This window comes from uncultured Cellulomonas sp., from assembly GCF_963527515.1.
Taxonomy (GTDB): Bacteria; Actinomycetota; Actinomycetes; order Actinomycetales; family Cellulomonadaceae; genus Cellulomonas.
In genome coordinates this window covers 1-19,529 of sequence record NZ_CAURTV010000069.1, presented here as the reverse complement: position 1 = coordinate 19,529, position 19,529 = coordinate 1, and the positions used below count along the sequence as shown (strand labels likewise).

Annotated in this window: 16 protein-coding genes and 1 pseudogene; 5 read left to right on the top strand and 12 right to left on the bottom strand. The window is 73.3% G+C overall.

Annotation, left to right across the window (positions count from 1 at the left end; all coding sequences use genetic code 11):
- Both RYN42_RS14375 and RYN42_RS14370 read left to right on the top strand, forming a co-directional pair.
- A pseudogene (locus RYN42_RS14375) lies at nucleotides 1-212 on the top strand (NADP-dependent phosphogluconate dehydrogenase); the annotation flags it as partial.
- On the top strand, nucleotides 209-1,444 hold the full coding sequence (locus RYN42_RS14370) for a hypothetical protein (RefSeq protein ID WP_315097240.1): 1,236 nt from the start codon (nucleotides 209-211) through the stop codon (nucleotides 1,442-1,444). The pseudogene RYN42_RS14375 and the gene RYN42_RS14370, both read left to right, overlap by 4 nt.
- 53 nt (nucleotides 1,445-1,497) lie before the next feature.
- Here RYN42_RS14370 and RYN42_RS14365 read toward each other — a convergent pair whose 3' ends face one another.
- Genes RYN42_RS14365 through RYN42_RS14330 form a run of 8 tightly spaced genes read right to left on the bottom strand, consistent with a single transcriptional unit; the run spans nucleotide 1,498 to nucleotide 8,808 of the window.
- Nucleotides 1,498-1,983, bottom strand: coding sequence for a hypothetical protein (locus RYN42_RS14365; RefSeq protein WP_315097238.1), 486 nt, complete (start codon nucleotides 1,981-1,983; stop codon nucleotides 1,498-1,500).
- Nucleotides 1,980-2,774 carry a dihydrofolate reductase family protein gene (locus RYN42_RS14360; protein WP_315097236.1) on the bottom strand — a complete coding sequence of 265 codons (795 nt, stop codon included), beginning with the start codon at nucleotides 2,772-2,774 and terminating at the stop codon, nucleotides 1,980-1,982. The genes RYN42_RS14365 and RYN42_RS14360 overlap by 4 nt, the downstream gene beginning before the upstream one ends.
- A gap of 9 nt (nucleotides 2,775-2,783) precedes the next feature.
- Nucleotides 2,784-3,980, bottom strand: coding sequence for a uroporphyrinogen-III C-methyltransferase (gene cobA / locus RYN42_RS14355; protein ID WP_315097235.1), 1,197 nt, complete (start codon nucleotides 3,978-3,980; stop codon nucleotides 2,784-2,786).
- Nucleotides 3,977-5,407: a GTP-binding protein gene (locus RYN42_RS14350; RefSeq protein WP_315097234.1), complete on the bottom strand. Its 1,431-nt coding sequence runs from the start codon at nucleotides 5,405-5,407 to the stop codon at nucleotides 3,977-3,979. Before RYN42_RS14350 ends, cobA begins: the two co-directional genes overlap by 4 nt.
- Nucleotides 5,407-6,312: a sulfate adenylyltransferase subunit CysD gene (gene cysD, locus RYN42_RS14345; protein WP_315097232.1), complete on the bottom strand. Its 906-nt coding sequence runs from the start codon at nucleotides 6,310-6,312 to the stop codon at nucleotides 5,407-5,409. Before cysD ends, RYN42_RS14350 begins: the two co-directional genes overlap by 1 nt.
- On the bottom strand, nucleotides 6,309-6,998 hold the full coding sequence (locus RYN42_RS14340; RefSeq protein ID WP_315097230.1) for a phosphoadenylyl-sulfate reductase: 690 nt from the start codon (nucleotides 6,996-6,998) through the stop codon (nucleotides 6,309-6,311). The genes cysD and RYN42_RS14340 overlap by 4 nt, the downstream gene beginning before the upstream one ends.
- A complete protein-coding gene (locus tag RYN42_RS14335) occupies nucleotides 6,995-7,153 on the bottom strand; it encodes a hypothetical protein (RefSeq protein WP_315097229.1) in 159 nt (52 codons plus the stop codon). The genes RYN42_RS14340 and RYN42_RS14335 overlap by 4 nt, the downstream gene beginning before the upstream one ends.
- Entirely contained in the window at nucleotides 7,150-8,808 is a 1,659-nt protein-coding gene (locus RYN42_RS14330) for a nitrite/sulfite reductase (RefSeq protein WP_315097228.1), read from the bottom strand. The genes RYN42_RS14335 and RYN42_RS14330 overlap by 4 nt, the downstream gene beginning before the upstream one ends.
- A gap of 346 nt (nucleotides 8,809-9,154) precedes the next feature.
- On the opposite strand from RYN42_RS14330, the gene zapE reads away from it, so the two are divergent.
- Nucleotides 9,155-10,198, top strand: a complete 1,044-nt coding sequence (gene zapE, locus RYN42_RS14325) for a cell division protein ZapE (protein ID WP_315097226.1) — start codon at nucleotides 9,155-9,157, stop codon at nucleotides 10,196-10,198.
- A 7-nt stretch (nucleotides 10,199-10,205) separates the two neighbouring features.
- Here zapE and treZ read toward each other — a convergent pair whose 3' ends face one another.
- From treZ to glgX, 3 genes are read right to left on the bottom strand one after another with little or no spacing between them, the layout of a single operon-like run.
- Entirely contained in the window at nucleotides 10,206-11,978 is a 1,773-nt protein-coding gene (treZ, locus tag RYN42_RS14320) for a malto-oligosyltrehalose trehalohydrolase (protein WP_315097225.1), read from the bottom strand.
- 2 nt (nucleotides 11,979-11,980) lie between these two features.
- On the bottom strand, nucleotides 11,981-14,491 hold the full coding sequence (gene treY, locus RYN42_RS14315; protein ID WP_315097222.1) for a malto-oligosyltrehalose synthase: 2,511 nt from the start codon (nucleotides 14,489-14,491) through the stop codon (nucleotides 11,981-11,983).
- The gene (gene glgX / locus RYN42_RS14310) at nucleotides 14,488-16,743 is read right to left on the bottom strand and encodes a glycogen debranching protein GlgX (RefSeq protein ID WP_315097220.1); all 2,256 of its coding nucleotides are present in this window, start codon (nucleotides 16,741-16,743) and stop codon (nucleotides 14,488-14,490) included. Before glgX ends, treY begins: the two co-directional genes overlap by 4 nt.
- A 171-nt stretch (nucleotides 16,744-16,914) precedes the next feature.
- Between glgX and RYN42_RS14305 the strand changes: the two genes are divergently transcribed.
- Nucleotides 16,915-18,144, top strand: coding sequence for an FAD-dependent oxidoreductase (locus RYN42_RS14305; protein ID WP_315097219.1), 1,230 nt, complete (start codon nucleotides 16,915-16,917; stop codon nucleotides 18,142-18,144).
- On the opposite strand, the gene RYN42_RS14300 is transcribed toward RYN42_RS14305, so the two are convergent.
- Nucleotides 18,141-19,229, bottom strand: a complete 1,089-nt coding sequence (locus RYN42_RS14300) for a glutamate--cysteine ligase (RefSeq protein ID WP_315097217.1) — start codon at nucleotides 19,227-19,229, stop codon at nucleotides 18,141-18,143. The genes RYN42_RS14305 and RYN42_RS14300 overlap by 4 nt on opposite strands.
- A 119-nt stretch (nucleotides 19,230-19,348) precedes the next feature.
- Between RYN42_RS14300 and RYN42_RS14295 the strand changes: the two genes are divergently transcribed.
- Nucleotides 19,349-19,529: hypothetical protein (locus tag RYN42_RS14295; RefSeq protein WP_315097215.1), on the top strand; the 181-nt coding region annotated here is incomplete at its 3' end.

The following is a 19,529-nucleotide window of genomic DNA, read 5'->3' as shown; positions in this document are numbered from 1 at the left end:
GCATCGTGGCCGGCGCGGCCCTGCACGGGGTCCCCACCCCCGCGTTCGCGTCCTCGCTGTCCTACTACGACGGCGTGCGCGCCCAGCGGCTGCCCGCCGCCCTCATCCAGGCCCAACGCGACTTCTTCGGCGCCCACACCTACAAGCGCACCGACCGCGACGGCACCTTCCACACCCAGTGGACCACCGACCGCACCGAGCACACCGCGTGAGCGGGACGCCTCTGCAGCCCGTCATCCTCGGCGCCGACATCGGCGTGTACGCGCTGGCCCGGTCGTTCCACGAGGCCTACGGCGTCACGTCGGTGGTCGTCGCCGGTGCGGCGCTCGGTCCGGTCGCGCACTCGAGGATCGTGCGGCACGAGATCGTCGCGGACGGGCACGACCCCCGCCAGCTGGTGGACCGGCTGGTCACCGTCGCGCAGTCGATGCCCGACCGGCGCCTGCTGCTCATGGCCAACTCCGACTGGCTGGTCCGGGTCGTGGTCCAGCACCGTGCGCTGCTCGAGCAGTACTACGTGGTGCCGTTCCTGTCGGAGCACCTGCTGGACCGGATCTCGGACAAGGCTACGTTCGCTGAGATCTGCGACGACCTCGACATCTCCGTGCCGCGCACGATCGTGCAGGACTTCGCCTCGGTGGACGCCTGGACGGCCGCCCCGGTCGACCTGGAGTACCCGCTGATCGCCAAGGCGGCCAGCAGCGCGGACTACCAGGACGTGGAGTTCGAGGGCAAGAAGAAGGTCTTCGAGATCGCCACGCCCGCCGAGCTCACGTGGCTCTGGGGCGCGCTGCGGGGCGCCGGCTTCCGTGGCCGGTTCGTCGTGCAGGAGCTCGTCCCCGGTGACGACACGCAGATGCGGTCCATCACCGCCTACGTGGACACCCACGGGGAGATCACGCTCCTGTGCTCGGCGCACGTGCTGCTGGAGGAGCACACCCCGTCGGGCCTCGGCAATCCCGCGGCGATGATCACCTACCGCGACGACGAGATGCTCGACCAGGCGCGGACCTTCCTGGCGTCGACGGGGTACCGCGGGTTCGCCAACTTCGACGTCAAGGTGGACCCGCGTACCGGGAAGTTCCGCTTCTTCGAGGTCAACCCGCGGATCGGCCGGAACAACTACTACGTGACCGCCGCGGGTGCCAACCCCATGCGGTTCGTGGTCGAGGACGCGGTCGAGGGGCGCTCGGTGCCGCCGGTCGTCGTCGACAGGGAGATCCTCTACTCGGTGGTGCCGCACCGGCTGCTCCTGCGCTACGTGCGCGACCCGCAGCTCGCCGCACGGGTCCGGCGGCTCATCAGGGCGAAGGCCGTGGCGCACCCGCTGGCCTATCCGGGCGACCTGTCGCCGCGCCGCCGGCTCTACGTCGCGATGGCCCTGGTCAACCAGGTCCGCAAGTTCCGCCGCTACTACCCCGCGGTCACCGAGACCGGGTTCTGAACGCACGAGAGGGCGGCACCCGCAACGGGTGCCGCCCTTCTCGTCGCGCGGGGTCAGCCCAGCTCGCTGGTGCCCGCGTAGAGGTGCAGGACGGGGACCTGGAGCTCCTCGCGGGCCCGCGACGCCCAGTCGCGGTGGAACGTGTCCTCGACCGCGTGCGGGTACGTCACGACGGCCACCTCGACCACGTCGCCGTCCGCGACCGCGGCCTTGAGTGCGGGCAGCGGGTCGTCCTCGACCACGACGCCGGTGGCCTCGCGGCCCGCTGCGGCGAACGCGGCCACGCTGCCCGCCAGCTGCTCGTCGGCGGTCGCCCGGGCCTCGCGGTGGGACGGCTCCTTGCCGGTCGCGCGGTTCCACGCCTCCCGAAGCTCGCCGAGGCTGAGGTTGTCGATGATCGTGGAGATGAGCGGTCGGTCCGTGTCCGCCGGGACGAGCACGCGGTACGCGTACGTCTCGCCCTCGTGCAGGGCGAGCAGGTTCTCGACGTCGGCGCTGGCCAGGGTGTCCTCCGTGAGGACGATGATCGTGTCGGTCACGCGCCGAGCCTAGCCACCCGCCAGCGGCCCAGCAGCACGCCGTCCGCGTGGAGCAGGTGCGCCAGGGTCAGCGAGCGCGCCGGCGTGAACCACGTGGGCAGGTGCGTGACGCGTCCGGCCGGCCCCCCGACCAGCTGCGGGCTCCAGGTCAGGCACAGCTCGTCGACCAGGTCCGCGTCCACCAGCTGCGCCAGGAGCGTCGGGCCGCCCTCCGCCAGGACGTGCGACAGCCCGCGCTCGGCCAGGGCGGCGACGACCGCACGAGGGTCGACGGCGCCGGGCAGCCCACCGTCCGCGACGACCACCCGGTCGGCGCCGATCCGCGACCGCAGGCCGTCCAGGGACGGCGCCGAGCCGGTGGTGAGCACCAGCGGCGGCCGGTCGGTGTCGAGCAGCGAGTCGGGGAGCTCCCCGCTGGCCGTGACGATCGCGAGCTCGAGCTGGTCGGGGAGCCCGAGGGACGCACGGACGGCCCGGAGCCCGTGAGGGACGTCGAGGGGTGGGTACCGCTCCGCGCGGGCGGTCCCGGCTCCGACGAGGACGACGTCGGCGAGCGCGCGCAGCACCCGGAACACCCGGTAGTCCGCCGGACCGTTGATCGAGCCGCTGACGTGGTCGGCTCCCGTGGCGGCGCCGTCGACGGTGCTCACCATGTTGGCGCGCACGTGCACGCCGCCCGCCGGCCCGTCGGTGAACAGGGCCGCCAGCTCGGCCTCGTCCTCGCGCGGTGCCAGGTGCCGCACGGCCGAGTCGAGCGGCAGGAGGACGTCGAGGGCGGGGGAGTCGGCCACGCCGCCAACCTAGGCCAGGACGTCCGCCAGGGCGGCGACGTCCCCGATGACCACGACGGCCGGGTTGCCGACGCCGCGCTCCCGGGCGCGGTCCGCGATGTCGGCCAGCGTGCCCAGCGTCGTGCGCTGGCCGGGCAGGGTGCCGTTCTCCACGACGGCCACGGGCGTGCCCGGGTCCTTGCCGTGCGCCAGGAGCGCGCGGGTGTGCGACGGCAGCTGGGCGACGCCCATGAGCAGGACGAGCGTGCCCTCGACGCGCGCGAGCGTGGCCCAGTCGGGGGCCGTGTCGTGCGCGGACAGGATGGTGACCTGGCGGGCGAGCCCGCGGTGCGTCACGGGGATCCCCGCGGCGGCCGGCACGGCGAGCGCGCTGGTGACCCCGGGAACCACCTCGACCGCCACGCCCGCCGACAGGCAGGCGAGCACCTCCTCGCCGCCGCGGCCGAGCACGAACGAGTCGCCGCCCTTGAGCCGCACCACGCGGTGGCCGGCCTGCGCCCGCTCGACGAGCACCGCGTTGATCTCGGTCTGCGTGAGGGTGTGCGCGTGCGGGGACTTGCCTGCCTCGATGATCTCCACGGCCGGGTCGAGCTCCGCCAGCAGCGCGCGCGGAGCCAGGCGGTCGACCACGACGACATCCGCCTCGGCCAGAGCCCGGCGCCCGCGCGTGGTGATGAGGCCGGGGTCGCCGGGTCCGCCGCCGACGAGGGTCACGCGACCGGTGGTCGGGCGGTGGTGCCGCAGCGGAAGGCCGCCGGTCTCGAGCAGGAGGGAGATCGCGTTGCGGAGCGCGACCGCCCGCCGCGGGTCGCCGCCGGCTCCGACCGCCACGGTGACGTCCCCGGAGCGGGCGACCGCGGGCGTCCACGCGCTCGACGCGGCGGCGTCGTCGGCCCGGACGCACCAGACGCGCGCGGCCTCGGCGTCCGCGGCGACGGCGTCGTCGACCGCGCGCTCGCCGGTGGCCGTGTGGACGAGCCACGCGCCGTCGAGGTCGGTGGTCAGGTAGTCGCGAGAGCGCCACACCACGCGGCCGGTCGCGACGTGGTCCGCGAGGTCCTCGCAGAGCGCGGGCGCGACGAGCAGGACGTCGGCACCGTCCTCGACCAGCCGTGCCGTGCGCCGGGCGGCGACCGGCCCGCCGCCGACCACGACGACCCGTCGGCCGGCCAGGTCGAGCAGCAGGGCGTGCTGGGGGCGCGTCATATCCCGGCCCCCGCGAACCAGTCGTCGTCGCCCTGGCCGGAGGGCGTCGGGGCGAGCCGGTCGAGCAGCGTGGCGCCGATCATGCCGGCGGCCAGCGTGGTGCCGTCGGCGGGGTCGACCAGCAGGAACCCGCCGGTGCGCCGGTGCGTGGCGTACTCGTCGAGCACGATCGGCTCCGCCAGGCGGATCTTGACGCGGCCGATCGCGTTGAGGGTCAGGGCACGCGGGGGGATGTCGGAGGACGTGTCGGTGGCGTCCACGGCGTGCAGGGTGTCCACGCCGTCCCAGGCTTCGACCGTGAGGGTGTCCACGTCGAACCGGGCGTTGACCTCGCGCAGCAGCGCCCGCACGGTCCGGGTGCCGACGCGCACCAGCAGGCGGGCGCCCAGGACGCTGCGCTTCTCCGCCAGCCAGCAGACGGTGCCCTCCAGGTCCGTGCCCGTGGCGACCGTCGCGGCGCTCGGCACCAGGACGTCGCCCCGGGCCACGTCCACGTCGTCGGCCAGACGGAGCGTGACCGACTGCGGTGCGTGCGCCTCCTGAAGCGGACCGTCGAACGTGTCGATGCCGACGACCGTGCTGCGCTTGCCGGACGGCAGGACCGTGACCTCGTCGCCCACGCTCACCACCCCGGACGCGACCCGGCCCGCGTAGCCGCGGTAGTCCGGGTGCTCCGCGGTGCGGGGCCGGATGACCACCTGCACGGGGAACCGGAACGGCTCGGAGAGGGCATCGCGCCCTACGGGCACCGACTCCAGGTGCTCGAGCAGCGTGGGTCCGTCGTACCAGGGCGTCCGCAGCGAGCGGTCCACCACGTTGTCGCCGGCCAGCGCGGACAGCGGGACGGCCGTGACGTCCGGGATGCCGAGACCGGCAGCGTAGGCGGTGAAGTCGTCGGCGATCGTGCGGAAGGTGGCCTCGTCGAAGCCGACCAGGTCCATCTTGTTCACCGCGAGCACCACGTGCGGGACGCGCAGCAGCGCCGTGATCGCGGCGTGCCGGCGGGTCTGCTCCAGCACCCCCTTGCGCGCGTCGACCAGCACGATCGCCAGCTCCGCGGTGGAGGCTCCGGTCACCATGTTGCGGGTGTACTGGACGTGGCCGGGGGTGTCCGCCAGCACGAAGGCGCGGGTCGCGGTCGAGAAGTAGCGGTAGGCCACGTCGATCGTGATGCCCTGCTCGCGCTCGGCCCGCAGTCCGTCGGTGAGCAGCGCGAGGTCGACCTCGCCGCCCCCGCGCGCCAGCGTCGCCGCCTCGACCGCGCTCAGCTGGTCCGCGAGGACCGACTTCGTGTCGTAGAGGAGCCGGCCGATCAGGGTGCTCTTGCCGTCGTCGACGGACCCGGCCGTGGCCAGCCGCAGGAGGTCCCGCGTCGCGTGCTCGGTCACGTGCGGGTTCTCCTCGGTGGTCGTGGTCAGGGTGCCCATCAGAAGTACCCCTCGCGCTTGCGGTCCTCCATGGCGGCCTCCGAGGCGCGGTCGTCGGCCCGGGTGGCACCGCGCTCGGTGAGCCGGCTGGCGGCCACCTCGGTGATGACCTCCGGGACGGTCGACGCCGTCGACTCCACCGCACCGGTGCAGCTCATGTCCCCGACCGTGCGGTACCGGACGGTGCGCACCTGGAGCGTCTCGCCGGGGCGCGGACCTCCCCAGCCGCCGGGCGCCAGCCACATGCCGTCGCGCAGGAAGACCTCGCGCTGGTGGGAGTAGTAGATCGCCGGGAGCTCGATCTGCTCGCGCTCGATGTAGCGCCAGACGTCCAGCTCGGTCCAGTTGGACAGGGGGAAGACGCGCACGTGCTCGCCGGGCTTGTGGCGGCCGTTGTAGAGGTCCCACAGCTCCGGTCGTTGCCGACGCGGGTCCCACTGCCCGAACTCGTCGCGCAGGGAGAACACCCGCTCCTTGGCGCGCGCCTTCTCCTCGTCGCGACGACCGCCGCCGAACACCGCGTCGAACCTGTGCGCGGTGATCCCGTCGAGCAGCGGCACGGTCTGCAGCGCGTTGCGGGAGCCGTCGGCGCGCTCCGCCACGCGCCCGTCGTCGATGGCGTCCTGCACGCTGGTCACCACGAGCCGGAGCCCGTGCTCGGCCACCACGCGGTCGCGGTACTCGATGACCTCGGGGAAGTTGTGCCCGGTGTCGACGTGCATGAGCGTGAACGGCACGGGTGCCGGCCAGAACGCCTTGCGCGCCAGGTGCAGCATGACGATCGAGTCCTTGCCGCCGCTGAACAGCAGCACCGGGCGCTCGAACTCGCCGGCCACCTCGCGCATGACGTGGATCGCCTCGGACTCGAGGGCGTCCAGCTGCGTGAGGGTGGAGACGACGCTCATGTGTGCAACCCGCATTCGATCTTGGAGGTACCGGACCAGCGACCCGCCCGCGGGTCCTCGCCGGGGGCGACGGCGCGCGTGCAGGGGGCGCAGCCGATGGACGCATAGCCCGCCTGGCGCAGGGGGTTGAGCACCACGTGCTGCTCGTCGGCGTAGGCGTCGACGTCCGCTTGCGTCCACGCGGCCAGCGGGTTGAGCTTGACCTTGCCGCGCTTGGCGTCCCAACCGACGACCGTGATGTCGGTGCGCGTCGGGGCGTCCTCGCGGCGCATGCCGGTGATCCACGCGGTGTACGGCTGCAGGCCACGTTCCAGAGGCTCGACCTTGCGCAGGGCGCAGCAGAGGTTGGGGTCGCGGTCGTGGAGCTTCTCACCGTGCTCCGCGTCCTGCTCGGCGACCGTGCGCAGCGGCAGGATCGTGCGGAGCGTGATGGTCGTGAAGTCGGCGTAGTAGTCGCGCGTCCCGAGCGTCTCGGCGAAGTGGTAACCGGTGTCGAGGAAGATCACGTCGATGCCCGGCACGGCCTCGGCGGCCAGGTGCACGAGAACCTCGTCGCCCATCGACGACGCCAGCACCAGGTCCGTGCCGAAGGTCTGCGCTGCCCAGCGCAGGATCTGCGACGGGTGAGCACCCTCGAGCTCGCGGCCCGCGTCCTGCGCGAGCGCCTGCAGGTCGGCGGTGATCATGAGCCCGTCACCAGCCCGACGAACCGCAGCCCGAACGCGCGCGTGCAGGAGCGGCACTCCCACTGACCGTGGGTCTCGCCGGCCGGCCACAGGTCCTCGCTGGCGCAGAAGGGGCAGTAGTACGGGACCGCACGCTCGGAACCGCTGGTGCTCATCGCAGGTCCTCCTCGTCCGCCCGCTGGACCCACTGCGCGAACAGCTCGCCGTCGACGCGCTGCTCGTCGAACCGCCGCGCGACCCGCTCGACGTAGTCCGGCAGCTCCTCGGCGGGCACGCGCAGCCCGCGCAGCGTCTTGCCGAGCCCGACGTTCAGCCCGAGCCCGCCGCCCAGGTGCACCTGGTAGCCGTCCTCACCGCCCGCCAGCGCGCCCTTGAGGCCGATGTCGGCGGTCTGGATGCGGGCGCACGAGTTGGGGCAGCCGTTGAGGTTGATGGTGATCGGCTGGTCGAACGTGGGCAGCCGGTCCTCCAGCTCGCCGATGAGGTGCGTCGCGCGCGCCTTGGTCTCGACGATGGCCAGCTTGCAGAACTCGATGCCGGTGCACGCCATGGTGCCTCGGCGGAACGTGGAGGCCGTCCGCACGTGCAGCCCGGCCGCCTCCAGGCCGTCGACCAGGGCGTCGACCTTGTCCGAGGCGACGTCCAGGATGACCAGCTTCTGCTCGACGGTCAGCCGGACCCGCCCCGAGCCGGCGGCCTCGACCAGGTCCGCGACCTGTCCGAGCAGCTCGCCGGAGATGCGTCCCACCGTCGGCGCGACGCCGACGTAGAAGTTGCCGTCCTTCTGCGGGTGCACGCCGACGTGGTCGCGGCGGCCGGTGGGCGGCGGGGGAGGCGCGGGGCCGTCGGCCATGGTCCAGCCGAGGTACTCGCCCTCGAGGACCTCGCGGAACAGCTCGGCGCCCCAGTCGGCGACGAGGAACTTGAGGCGAGCACGCGTGCGCAGCCGGCGGTAGCCGTAGTCGCGGAAGATCCCGACGACGCCCGTCCACACCTCGGGCACCTGCTCCAGCGTGACGAACGCGCCCAGCCGGACACCGAGCTTCGGGTTGGTCGACAGCGCGCCACCGACCCAGACGTCGAAGCCCGGGCCGAGCTCGGGGTGCACGACGCCGACGAACGCCACGTCGTTGATCTCGTGCGCCACGTCGTGGTGCGGGGAGCCGCTGATCGCCGTCTTGAACTTGCGCGGGAGGTTGGAGAACGCCGGGTCGCCGATGTAGCGCTCCGCGATCACGCGGACGGCCGGGGTGCCGTCGATGATCTCGTCGGCCGCGACGCCGGCCACGGGGGAGCCGAGGATGACGCGCGGCGTGTCGCCGCAGGCCTCCTGCGTGCTCAGGCCGGTGGCCTCCAGCCGACGCCAGATCTCCGGGACGTCCTCGATGCGGATCCAGTGCAGCTGGATGTTCTGCCGGTCGGTGATGTCCGCGGTACCGCGACCGAACTCGACCGAGACCTGCGAGATCACGCGCAGCTGCTCGAGGCTCAGGGCGCCACCGTCGCAGCGCACGCGCAGCATGAAGAACTCGTCGTCCAGCTCGTGCGGCTCGAGCGTGGCGGTCTTGCCGCCGTCGATACCGGGTTTGCGTTGCGTGTAGAGCCCCCACCAGCGCATCCGTCCGCGCAGGTCCTCCGGCGCGATCGAGGCGAAGCCGTCGCGCGAGTAGACGGTCTCGATGCGGTGCCGGACGTTGAGGCCGTCGTCGTCCTGCTTGAACTTCTCGTTGCCGTTGAGCGGCTCACGCTGGTCGAAGGCCCACTGGCCCTCGGCGCGAGCCGCGGGCGGGGCGATCCTGGTCGGCGCCATAGGGCGCTACCTCCGAGGAACATGGACGTGCGCCTGCACCCACCGCTCTGGGGGGAACGGTTCTCCTGGACGCAGACCGCGCGCCCGAGGGGGACGTGGGGCGGGGTCAGTTGCTCCGCGGACAGCAGCACACGCACGGGTCCGCGACGACAGCGCGCGTGCAGACGCGCACGCACTGACACGAGAGGCGGAACCCGGGGGCGATCACCTGACGAGGTTGTCACGGGTCTGCGTGACGCGGGAGAGGGTGTCCGGATCATGAGACTCGCGCGCCGACATGTGGGACGGGTGTCCAGGTGGTGTCCCGGTTCGATCGGCCCCACCGCCCGACGTAGGCTGGTCGATCGTGACCTCCGCGGACTCCCAGCCTGCGTCGGGCGCGATCGCGAGCCTCACGCAGCGCCGTCCCGTCGTCCCACCGGACCGGCTTCTCGCCGAGCTCGTCCCGCCGCGCCACTTCGCCGACGAGTCCTTCGCGTCCTACCGGCCGGACCCGGCGCACCCCTCGCAGCGGGCGGCCGTCGCTCGCCTGACCGCTGCCGCGGACCAGATCCGTCGGGGGGCGAACAGGTCGTTCTGGCGACGGGAGAAGGCTGCACCGGTAGCCGTCTACCTCGACGGCGGATTCGGCGTCGGCAAGACCCACCTGCTCGCCTCGCTCGCGCACGCCGTCGGCGCCCAGGACGCCGCGTTCGGCACGTTCGTCGAGTACACCAACCTCGTCGGCGCCCTCGGTTTCCTGCCCACCGTCGAGGCGCTGGCCACCCGCCGGCTCGTCTGCATCGACGAGTTCGAGCTGGACGACCCAGGGGACACCGTCCTCATGTCCCGCCTGCTGCGCGAGCTGGCCGACCGGGGCGTGGCGCTCGCGGCCACCTCGAACACGCTCCCCGGGTCGCTGGGCGAGGGCCGGTTCGCCGCGGAGGACTTCCTGCGGGAGATCCAGGCGCTCGCCGCACGGTTCGAGGTGCTGCGCGTGGACGGGGACGACTACCGCCACCGTCTGGTGGTGACGGACGCCGGGGGCCTGAGCGAGGACGAGGTCCGTGGCGCCGCGGCCGGACGCCCGGACGCGACCCTGGACGATTTCGGGGACCTGCTCGGTCATCTGGCGACCGTGCACCCGAGCCGCTACGGCGCGCTGCTCGACGGGGTCGGGCTGGTGGCGCTGACCGGCGTCCACCCGGTGCCGACGCAGGACGTCGCCCTGCGCTTCGTGGTCCTGGTGGACCGGCTCTACGACCGCGACGTGCCCGTGCTGCTGGGCGGTGCGGGGGAGAAGGACCTGTTCTCCGCGGACATGCTCGCCGGCGGCTACCGCAAGAAGTACTACCGGGCGCTCTCCCGGCTGGGCTCGCTGGCCGCGGACGGCGCCGCGCTGGTCGGCTGAGACCTGCTCACGCCAGGACCGCGACCGAGCGGGGCGCCATCGTCACCAGCGCGCCGTCCGGTGCCGGCTCGAGGGTCGTCGGCTCCCACGTGGCGACCACGTCGACGGGTCCGTCGAGCGGCACCGGGACCACCGCCGGGCTGCCGGACAGGTTGACGACCACCCGCGCCGTGCCTCGACGCACGACGAGCCACCCGTCCCACGGCACCCCGGCATCGCCCGACCCGTCGCCCCACCTGAGGTCCGTCGCGCCCAGGTCGCCCGAGGCCAGGTCGGGGACGGTGCGCCGCAGGGCCATCAGCGACCGGTACCAGTCCCGCAGGCGGGCGTGCTCGGGCACGTCCAGCTCCTCGCGCGTGAGAACGCCGGCGCGGAACGTGGCGGGGTCCTGCGGGTCGGGGACCTCGACGTCGCCGCCGTACAGCTGGTCCCAGGCGTGCCCACCGAACTCGCGCCGGCGACCGTCGCGCACCGCCGCCGCCAGGTCGGGCTCGGGGTGGTCGGTGAAGAACTGCCACGGCGTGCGCGTGCCCCACTCCTCGCCCATGAACAGCATGGGGGTGAACGGGGACAGCAGCACCAGCGCGGCCGACGCCGCCAGCCCGCCGGGATCGAGGCGCGCCGACGGCCGGTCGCCCAGCGCGCGGTTGCCCACCTGGTCGTGCGTCGACGCCGCCACGACGAACCGGTGCCCGTCGGTGCCCGGTGGCACCGGTCGCCCCCAGTCCTTGCCCCGGAACGTCGAGAAGCCGCCGTCGTGCACGAACGCGCCGGTGAGGGCCGTACGCAGGACCTCGGGCGTCCCGAAGTCGACGTAGTACCCGTGCCGCTCGCCCGTGACCAGGGCGTGCACGGCGTGGTGGACGTCGTCGTCCCACTGCGCCGTCAGGCCCCAGCCGCCGTCGGCGGTCGGGGTCACCGAGACCGGGTCGTTGAGGTCGGACTCGCCGACCAGCGACAACGGCCGTCCGAGCGAGTCCGCGAGCTCTGCCACCTCGTCGGACAGCTGGGCCAGCAGGTGGCGCTCCGAGTCGTCGACGAGGGCGTGCACCGCGTCCAGGCGCAGGGCGTCCACGTGGAAGTCGCGGAACCAGCGCAGGGCGCTGTCGCAGATCCACCGGCGCACCTCGTCGGCACCCGGGCCGTCGAGGTTGATGGCGGAACCCCACGGGGTCTGGTGCCGGTCGGTGAAGTACGGGCCGAACTCGCTCAGGTAGTTGCCGGACGGACCCATGTGGTTGTGCACCACGTCGAGGCAGACGCCCAGGCCGCGCGCGTGGGCGGCGTCGACGAACCGCTGGAGGGCGGCCGGCCCGCCGTAGGGCTCGTGCACCCCGAACAGGCTCACCCCGTCGTACCCCCAGCCGTGCACGCCGCTGAACGGGGCGACCGGCATGAGCTCGACCAGGTCCACGCCGAGCGAGACGAGCTCGTCGAGGTGCTCGACGGCAGCGTCCAGCGTGCCCTCCGGGGTGAACGTGCCGACGTGCAGCTCGTAGACCACGTGACCGCGCACGTCCACCCCGGCCCAGCCCTGGTCGGACCAGGCGGACCGCGACGCGTCGAACACGCGGCTGGGTCCGTGCACGCCGTCCGGCTGCCACGCGCTGCGCGGATCGGGACGCGGCGGACCGCCGTCCACCGAGAACGCGTAGTCGGACCCGTGGGGGAGATCCAGGTCCGCCTCCCACCACTGCCCGTGCGGCGTCAGCGCGACGCGCTCCTCGCCGACGACGAGGTCGACGGAGATCGCCGCCGGGGACCAGACGCGCGGCCGCACGCTCAGCCCACCGCCCGCACGAGCAGGGCCACGGGCAGCCGGTCCAGCAGCGGGGCGACGTCCACCACCCCGCCGGTGACAGGCCGGTCGGTCAGCACGTCGTGCCACTCACCCTCCGGCAGCGCCACCGTGTGGTCCGCCCATCCGCCGAGCCGGTCGACGGCGGCGGCGAGCCGGGTGGCGACGACGGCCACCCGCGCCTCGCCGTCGACCGTGCGGGCATAGGTCAGGCAGTGCCCCGACGAGTGCGCCAGGGGCAGGAAGCCGCTTCCGGCGCCCACGAACGCCTCGGGCAGGGAGCGGCGCAGGCGCAGCGCCCGCGAGGTGACCAGCAGCTTCTCGTCGGCGAGGTCCCGCGGTCCGGCCCCGTCGTCCAGGCGGGCCAGCCGTGCGACGAGCGGCTCGATGTCGACCGGTCGCCGGTTGTCCGGGTCGACGAGCACGGGGTTCGGCACCTCGGTGCCCTGGTAGACGTCGGCGACGCCCGGCAGGGTGAGCTGCACGAGCTTCGTGCCCAGGGTCGCCGCCCGGACGGCGGGGCGCGTGCGCAGCTCCCAGTCGGTCAGCAGCGAGCCCACCGCGGGGTCCGCCAGTGCCTGCCGCGCCGCGTCGAGGACCGCACGCTCGTAGGCCTCGTCCGGAGCCGTCCACGTGGTGCGGCTCTTCGCCTCGCGGATCGCCTTGGTCAGGTACTCCACGAGCCGGTCCTCCGAGAGGGGACCGTCGTCCGTCCAGGTGCCGACCAGGGTCTGCCAGAGGAGGTACTCCGTGCGGCCGTCGAGCAGGGCGCTGCGGTAGGGCGCCGAGGCGGCCCGCAGCGCGTCGACCAGGGTCGACCACTCCCGGGGCAGCTCGCTGAGCACGCCGAGCCGGGCGCGGGTGTCCTCGCCGCGCTTGGTGTCGTGCGTCGACAGGGTGGTCATGCCCAGCGGCGCGGAGACCTGCATCGTCGAGGCCCACGCGGACAGGTCGGTCGGCGTCAGGGCGAACTGCTCCGGAGCGCCGCCCACCTCGCACAGCGCCGTGAGGTGCGTCCAGCGGTAGAACGCGGTGTCCTCCACGCCCTTGGCCATGACCGCGCCGCACGTCTGCTGGAACCGCACCACCAGCTCGTCGCGGCGGGGCCCCCGCGTGCGGCCGGCGCTGCCGACCTCCCGGCCGAGCAGCAGGTCGACCAGCACGTCCATGGTGGCGCCGCGCTCGGCCGACAGCCGCGCCCGCGCGTGGGCGGCCGCCGTGAGCAGCACGTCCTGGGACTCGGGGTGCACGGGCTCGCCGGGCACGACGTAGGCGCGGTAGCGGTCGAACGCGACCAGCAGCTCGATCAGGCAGTCCTCCAGCGCGCGCCACGTGTGGTCGCGCAGGCGCAGGTCGTCCCGGCAGATGTCGGCGGCCAGCGACGTCAGGCGGTACACCTCCGCGTACAGGGGCCCGTCGACGATCTCGCGCTTGGCGTGCTCCGCGATCGCGGGGAACGCGTCGGACGTGTCGCCCGTGAGGCGGTGCATGACCGCTCCGAGCACGGCCGCGCCGCCGGGGTCGAGGAACGTCTGCTGGATGCGCCAGAGGGCCTCGTAGCCGGTGGTGCCGGCGGTCTCCCAGTCGGGCGGCAGGGACTCGGAGCCCTCGAGGATCTTCTCGACGACCACCCAGGCGCCGCCGCTGGCCTCGCGCAGCCGCGAGAGGTAGCCGGCGGGGTCCGCGAGCCCGTCGGGGTGGTCGATCCGCAGCCCGTCGACGGTCCCGTCCGCCAGCAGCCGCAGGACCAGGGCGTGCGTGGCGTCGAACACGGCCGGGTCCTCGACCCGGACGGCGACCAGGGTGCCGACGTCGAAGAACCGCCGGTAGTTCAGCTCCTCGTCGGCCACGCGCCAGTACGCGAGCCGGTAGTGCTGGCGCTCGACGAGCTCGCTGAGCGGCAGCGACTCGGTCCCCGCCCGCACGGGGAACGCGTGGTCGTGGTACCGCAGCACGGTCTGCCGCCCGAAGCCCGGGACGTCGAGCTCGTCCAGCTGCAGCTCGTCGCGGCCCAGCACCGCCCCGATCCGGTCTCCGAGCACCGGCATGAGGACCGCGCCGTCGCCGGCGGTCCAGTCGACGTCGAACCAGTCGGCGAAGGGTGACTCCGGCCCCTGGTCCAGCACGGACCAGAGCGCGCGGTTGTGCCAGACCGGCGTCGGCACCGCCATGTGGTTGGGCACGATGTCGAGCACGAGGCCCAGGCCCGCGTCGTGCGCGGCGGTCGAGAGACGCCGCAGGGCGGCCTCGCCGCCGAGCTCGGGGGCGACCGCGTCGTGGTCGACGACGTCGTACCCGTGCGTGGACCCGGGCGCGGCCCGCAGGATCGGCGACAGGTACACGTGCGTCACGCCGAGCGCCGCGAGATAGCCCACCCGCGCGGCGACGTCGTCGAGCGTCAGGTCCGCCCCGAGCTGGACCCGGTAGGTCGAGACGGGCACGGGCATGCCCGCCGTGGGCAGGCGGCGGGTGGGGACAGGTCGAGCCTCGCTCATGCGCTGGGGCGGGGCCGGGTGGTCCGACGCTTGGGCTTCTGCTCGGTCGTGGTCGACGAGTCACGCCGGGCCTTCGCCTGCTTGGCCGCCTCACGAGAGGCCTCGGCGACCGCGCCGGTGCCGGAGGACGTGGCCGACGGCGTGAGCGGGGCGCGGGTGAACACGATGATCGACTTCTCCCGCATCTCGAGCTGGGCGCCCGCGCTCACGGTGCTGCCGGACTCGATCTGCGAGTCGGTGTCCACCACGGCGGTCCACTCGACGCCGTAGTCGGCGTCCGGGAGCGTGAACGTGGCCGGGTCCGGTTGCCCGTTGAAGAGGATCAGGAAGCTGTCGTCGACGATGTCCTGACCGCGCAGGTCGGGCTCCGCGATCGCGTCGCCGTTGAGGAAGACCTGCACGGCGCGCGCCTGGTCCGCCGCCCAGGCGTCGTCGCGCATGTGCTGGCCGTCCGGCGAGAGCCACGCGATGTCGAGCAGGTCGGACTCGCCGCCGTGCTCCGGCGAGCCGGCGAAGAACCGGCGACGCCGGAACACCGGGTGGTCCTGGCGCAGGCGCACGAGCCGTCGCGTGAACTCGAGCAGGTCGGTCTTGTCCTCGTCGAGGTCCCAGTCGATCCACGACAGCGGGCTGTCCTGGCAGTAGACGTTGTTGTTGCCCTGCTGCGTCCGCCCCAGCTCGTCGCCGTGCGCGATCATCGGGACGCCCTGGGACAGCAGCAGGGTGGCCAGGAAGTTGCGCCGCTGCCGGGCCCGGAGCGCGGTGATCGCCGGGTCGTCCGTGGGGCCCTCCGCGCCGCAGTTCCAGGACCGGTTGTGGCTCTCGCCGTCGTTGTTGCCCTCGCCGTTCGCCTCGTTGTGCTTCTCGTTGTAGGAGACGAGGTCGTTGAGCGTGAAGCCGTCGTGCGCGGTGAAGAAGTTGACGCTCGCGATCGGTCGGCGGCCCGTGTGCTCGTACAGGTCGGACGAGCCGGACAGGCGGCTGGCGAACTGGCCGAGCGTCGACGGCTCGCCCCGCCAGAAGTCGCGGACCGTGTCGCGGTAGCTGCCGTTCCACTCCGACCACAGCGGGGGGAAGCCGCCCACCTGGTAACCGCCGTCGCCGAGGTCCCAGGGCTCGGCGATGAGCTTCACCTGCGAGACGACGGGGTCCTGGTGGACCAGGTCGAAGAACGCGGACAGGCGGTCGACCTCGTGGAACTGGCGGGCCAGCGTGGCGGCCAGGTCGAAGCGGAAGCCGTCGACGTGCATCTCGGTGACCCAGTACCGCAGCGAGTCCATGATCAGCTGCAGCACGTGCGGCGAGCGCATGAGCAGCGAGTTGCCGGTGCCGGTGGTGTCGAAGTAGTGCGCCTGGTCGTCGTCGACGAGCCGGTAGTAGTTGGCGTTGTCGATGCCGCGGAAGCTGAGCGTCGGGCCCTGGTGGTTGCCCTCGGCCGTGTGGTTGTAGACCACGTCGAGGATGACCTCGATGTCCGCCTGGTGCAGCGCCTTGACCATCGCCTTGAACTCCTGCACCTGCTGCCCGGACGGGGCGAAGGCGGAGTAGCCGTTGTGCGGTGCGAAGAAGCCGATGGTGTTGTAGCCCCAGTAGTTGGACAGGCCCTTCTCGACGAGCGAGGGGTCGTTGACGAACTGGTGCACCGGCATGAGCTCGACGGCGGTCACCCCCAGCGACGTGAGGTGCTCGATCACGGCGGGGTGCGCGAGACCGGAGTACGTGCCCCGCAGCTCCTCGGGCACGGCCGGGTGCTGCATGGTCAGCCCGCGCACGTGGGCCTCGTAGATCACCGACTCGTGGTACTCGTGCTGCGGTGGACGGTCGTGGCCCCAGTCGAAGTAGGGGTTGATGACCATCGAGGTCATCGTGTGCGCCGCCGAGTCGTCGTCGTTGCGCTCGTCCGGTGCGTCGAACCGGTAGGAGTACAGCGACGGGTCACCGTCGATCTGCCCGTCGATCGCCTTGGCGTACGGGTCGAGCAGCAGCTTGGCGGGGTTGCAGCGCAGGCCGCGGTCCGGGTCGTACGGACCGTGCACCCGGTACCCGTAGCGCTGCCCGGGGGAGATGGCGGGCAGGTAGCCGTGCCAGACGAACGCGTCCACCTCCGGCAGGTCGACCCTCGTCTCGGTCCCGTCCTCCGCGATCAGGCACAGCTCGACTCGTTCGGCCACCTCCGAGAACAGGGCGAAGTTCGTGCCTGTCCCGTCGTAGGTGGCGCCCAGGGGGTAGGGGCGTCCCGGCCACATCAGCATGGCCCCAGGGTGCCAGGCAGCCGTCCATCTGGCGCGGCGGCCGGGGCGCACGGGACGTGGACTTCGCCACACCGGGGACGTTGCTTTCCGGGTGCCGACCTGGTGCGCTGGCAGTCGCCACCCGTCGGCGGGACCGTCGCCGGGGGCGTCCGACGAGAGCGGGGGCCAGCCGTGAGCGGTCAGGTCGTGGTCGTGGGTGCCGGGTTGGCCGGGGCGAAGACGGTCGAGGGGCTGCGCGAGCGAGGTTACGACGGCCGCGTCGTCCTGCTCGGCGCCGAGACCGAGCGCCCGTACGAACGCCCTCCGCTGTCGAAGGGCTACCTCCAGGGCGGCGAGGAGCGCGGAGGCGCCTTCGTGCACGCGGAGGACTGGTACGCGGCGCACGACGTGGACCTGCGGCTGGGCACGGCGGTGTCCTCGATCGACCTGGGCGCCCGGGACGTCGTCGACGGCTCGGGGACGCGCACGGGCTGGGCGCACCTCGTGCTCGCGACCGGGTCCGAGCCCCGACGGCTCGACGTGCCGGGCGCCGGCCTGCAGGGCGTCGTCCACCTCCGGACGCTGGACGACAGCGACCGCCTGCGCGCGCTGCTGGGCGCGGCCCCCCGCGTCGTGGTGGTGGGTGGGGGGTGGATCGGGCTCGAGGTGGCCGCCGCCGCGCGTGCCGCCGGGTGCACGGTCAGCGTCCTGGTCCGCGACCCGCTCCCGCTCGTGGGCGTCCTCGGCCCGGAGCTGGCGACGATGTTCGCCGACCTGCACCGCGAGAACGGCGTCGACCTGCGGACGCGCACCGAGGTCGCCGCGGTCGTGGCTGCGGGGGACGGCACGCGCGTCGGCGGCGTCGAGCTCACGGACGGGACCCTGATCGACGCCGACCTCGTCGTGGTCGGCATCGGAGCGGCCCCCCGGGTCGGCCTCGCCAAGGCGGCGGGCCTGCACGTCGAGAACGGGCTCGTCGTGGACGCCCACCTGCGCTCCTCGAACCCGCACGTGCTTGCCGTCGGGGACATCGCACGCGCGCAGCACCCGTTCCTCGGCACCCACGTGCGGGTCGAGCACTGGGCGAACGCCCTCAACCAGCCCTCGACGGCGGCGGCGACGATCGTCGGTGCGGACGAGCCCTACGACCGGCTCCCGTACTTCTTCACCGACCAGTACGACCTGGGGATGGAGTACGTCGGGTACGTCGGTGCGCACGGGTACGACGAGGTGGTCGTCCGCGGCGATTTGCAGTCGCGCGAGCTCGTCGCGTTCTGGCGGCGGGAGGGGCGCGTGCTGGCCGGGATGAACGTCAACGTCTGGGACGTCGTCGACGACGTGCAGGCGTTGGTCCGCTCCCGGTCGGTCGTCGACCGCGACCGGCTGGCCGACCCGGACGTGCCGCTGGGGGACCTCCTCTAGCTGGTCAGCGTCCGGTCGACCGCGCGGCGGACCACCTCGTCGTCGTCCGCGCCCTCCGCGCGCCAGCCGAGCTGCTGGATCGCCCCGTTGCCGCGGCGCAGCACGGTCGCGACGTGCCGCTCGACCCAGTCCAGGTCGCCCGTCTCGACGAGCGCGGGCCTGACGTGCTCGACCAGCTGGGCGACCACCTCGGCGGCCGGCAGCGGCTTGCCGGTGAGCGGGCTGACCAGGTCGCCGGTGAGGCCGGAGCGGGCCGCGCGCCAGGTCGCCGCCCGCAGCAGCTCGGTGCGGGGCTGGTCCGGGCGCTCCTGCGCGGTGGTGTCCGCCAGCCCGCGGACGAGCGCCGCCTGCAGCGCCGCGTCCTCCGCGTCGAGGCACACGTCCGCGACGCGGACCTCGACCGTCGGGTAGCGCGAGGACAGGCGGGCGTCGAAGTAGACCATCCCGTCGTCGAGGATGGCGCCGGTGGCGAGCAGCCCGTCGATGACCGCGCGGTACCCCGCCACGTCGCCGAACGGTGCCGTGGGACCGGCGGTGGGCCAGCGGCCCCACACCTGCGAGCGGTACGACGCGTACCCCGTCGCGCTGCCCTGCCAGGAGGGGCTGTTGCCGCTGAGCGCCAGCAGGACCGGCGTCCACACCCGGAGGTGGTCGAGGATGCGGACGCCCTCCTGCTCGTCGGCGATCGAGACGTGGACGTGGCAGCCGCAGGTCAGCTGCTCGCGGGCGGTCTGACCGAACTCGGCGCGGATGGTGTGCGCGCGCCGGTCCGGCAGGACCGTCGACTCCACGACGTGCGGCGCCGTGGCCAGCGCGGCGATCCGCGCCCCGGCACGCTGGGCGAGGGCGTCCGTGCGTGCTCGGCCGGCGCGGATCTCCTCGACGAGCGCGCCGACGTCCGTGCAGGGATGGGTCGACGTCTCGATCTGCTCCTGCTTGAACTCCTTCTCGACGTCCCCGCCGGGCTGGTCACCGCCCGTGACACCGGCCTGTGCGGCGTGCCGCAGGACCGCGACCGCGACCGAGGTCGGCCGGCCCTCGGGCGTGACCAGCAGGAACTCCTCCTCGACCCCCAGCGTCCGCATCGGATCAGTGTGGTGGAGCACCCCGCGATTCGCCCGCCGGTTCTCCGCGGAGTCGTTGACCGGGCGCCGCGCGGACCGTACCGTGCAGTAACGCTGCCGTCCGAATGGTGAGATGACGCATGACGCTGTTCCCGACCGTCCACCCGACCGGTGACCTCCCGGCTCCGCTGCGCGCCCATCTCGAGGGCCACGGGGTGAGGTTCGTGGGAGCGGGCGACGACGCCGACGTCGTGCTCGTCCTGCCCGGCACGGCACCTGCCGGGCCGCCGGCCGCCGGGGTCGTCGTGCTGGCGTCCGGCA

What these genes read in the sequence shown, in the direction of transcription:
- cobA (WP_315097235.1), bottom strand. Translation starts at nt 3,980, where the DNA reads ATGACGCGCCCCCAGCACGCCCTGCTGCTCGACCTGGCCGGCCGACGG.
- RYN42_RS14350 (WP_315097234.1), bottom strand. Translation starts at nt 5,407, where the DNA reads ATGGGCACCCTGACCACGACCACCGAGGAGAACCCGCACGTGACCGAG.
- cysD (WP_315097232.1), bottom strand. Translation starts at nt 6,312, where the DNA reads ATGAGCGTCGTCTCCACCCTCACGCAGCTGGACGCCCTCGAGTCCGAG.
- RYN42_RS14340 (WP_315097230.1), bottom strand. Translation starts at nt 6,998, where the DNA reads ATGATCACCGCCGACCTGCAGGCGCTCGCGCAGGACGCGGGCCGCGAG.
- RYN42_RS14335 (WP_315097229.1), bottom strand. Translation starts at nt 7,153, where the DNA reads ATGAGCACCAGCGGTTCCGAGCGTGCGGTCCCGTACTACTGCCCCTTC.
- RYN42_RS14330 (WP_315097228.1), bottom strand. Translation starts at nt 8,808, where the DNA reads ATGGCGCCGACCAGGATCGCCCCGCCCGCGGCTCGCGCCGAGGGCCAG.
- treY (WP_315097222.1), bottom strand. Translation starts at nt 14,491, where the DNA reads ATGAGCGAGGCTCGACCTGTCCCCACCCGCCGCCTGCCCACGGCGGGC.
- glgX (WP_315097220.1), bottom strand. Translation starts at nt 16,743, where the DNA reads ATGCTGATGTGGCCGGGACGCCCCTACCCCCTGGGCGCCACCTACGAC.
- RYN42_RS14300 (WP_315097217.1), bottom strand. Translation starts at nt 19,229, where the DNA reads ATGCGGACGCTGGGGGTCGAGGAGGAGTTCCTGCTGGTCACGCCCGAG.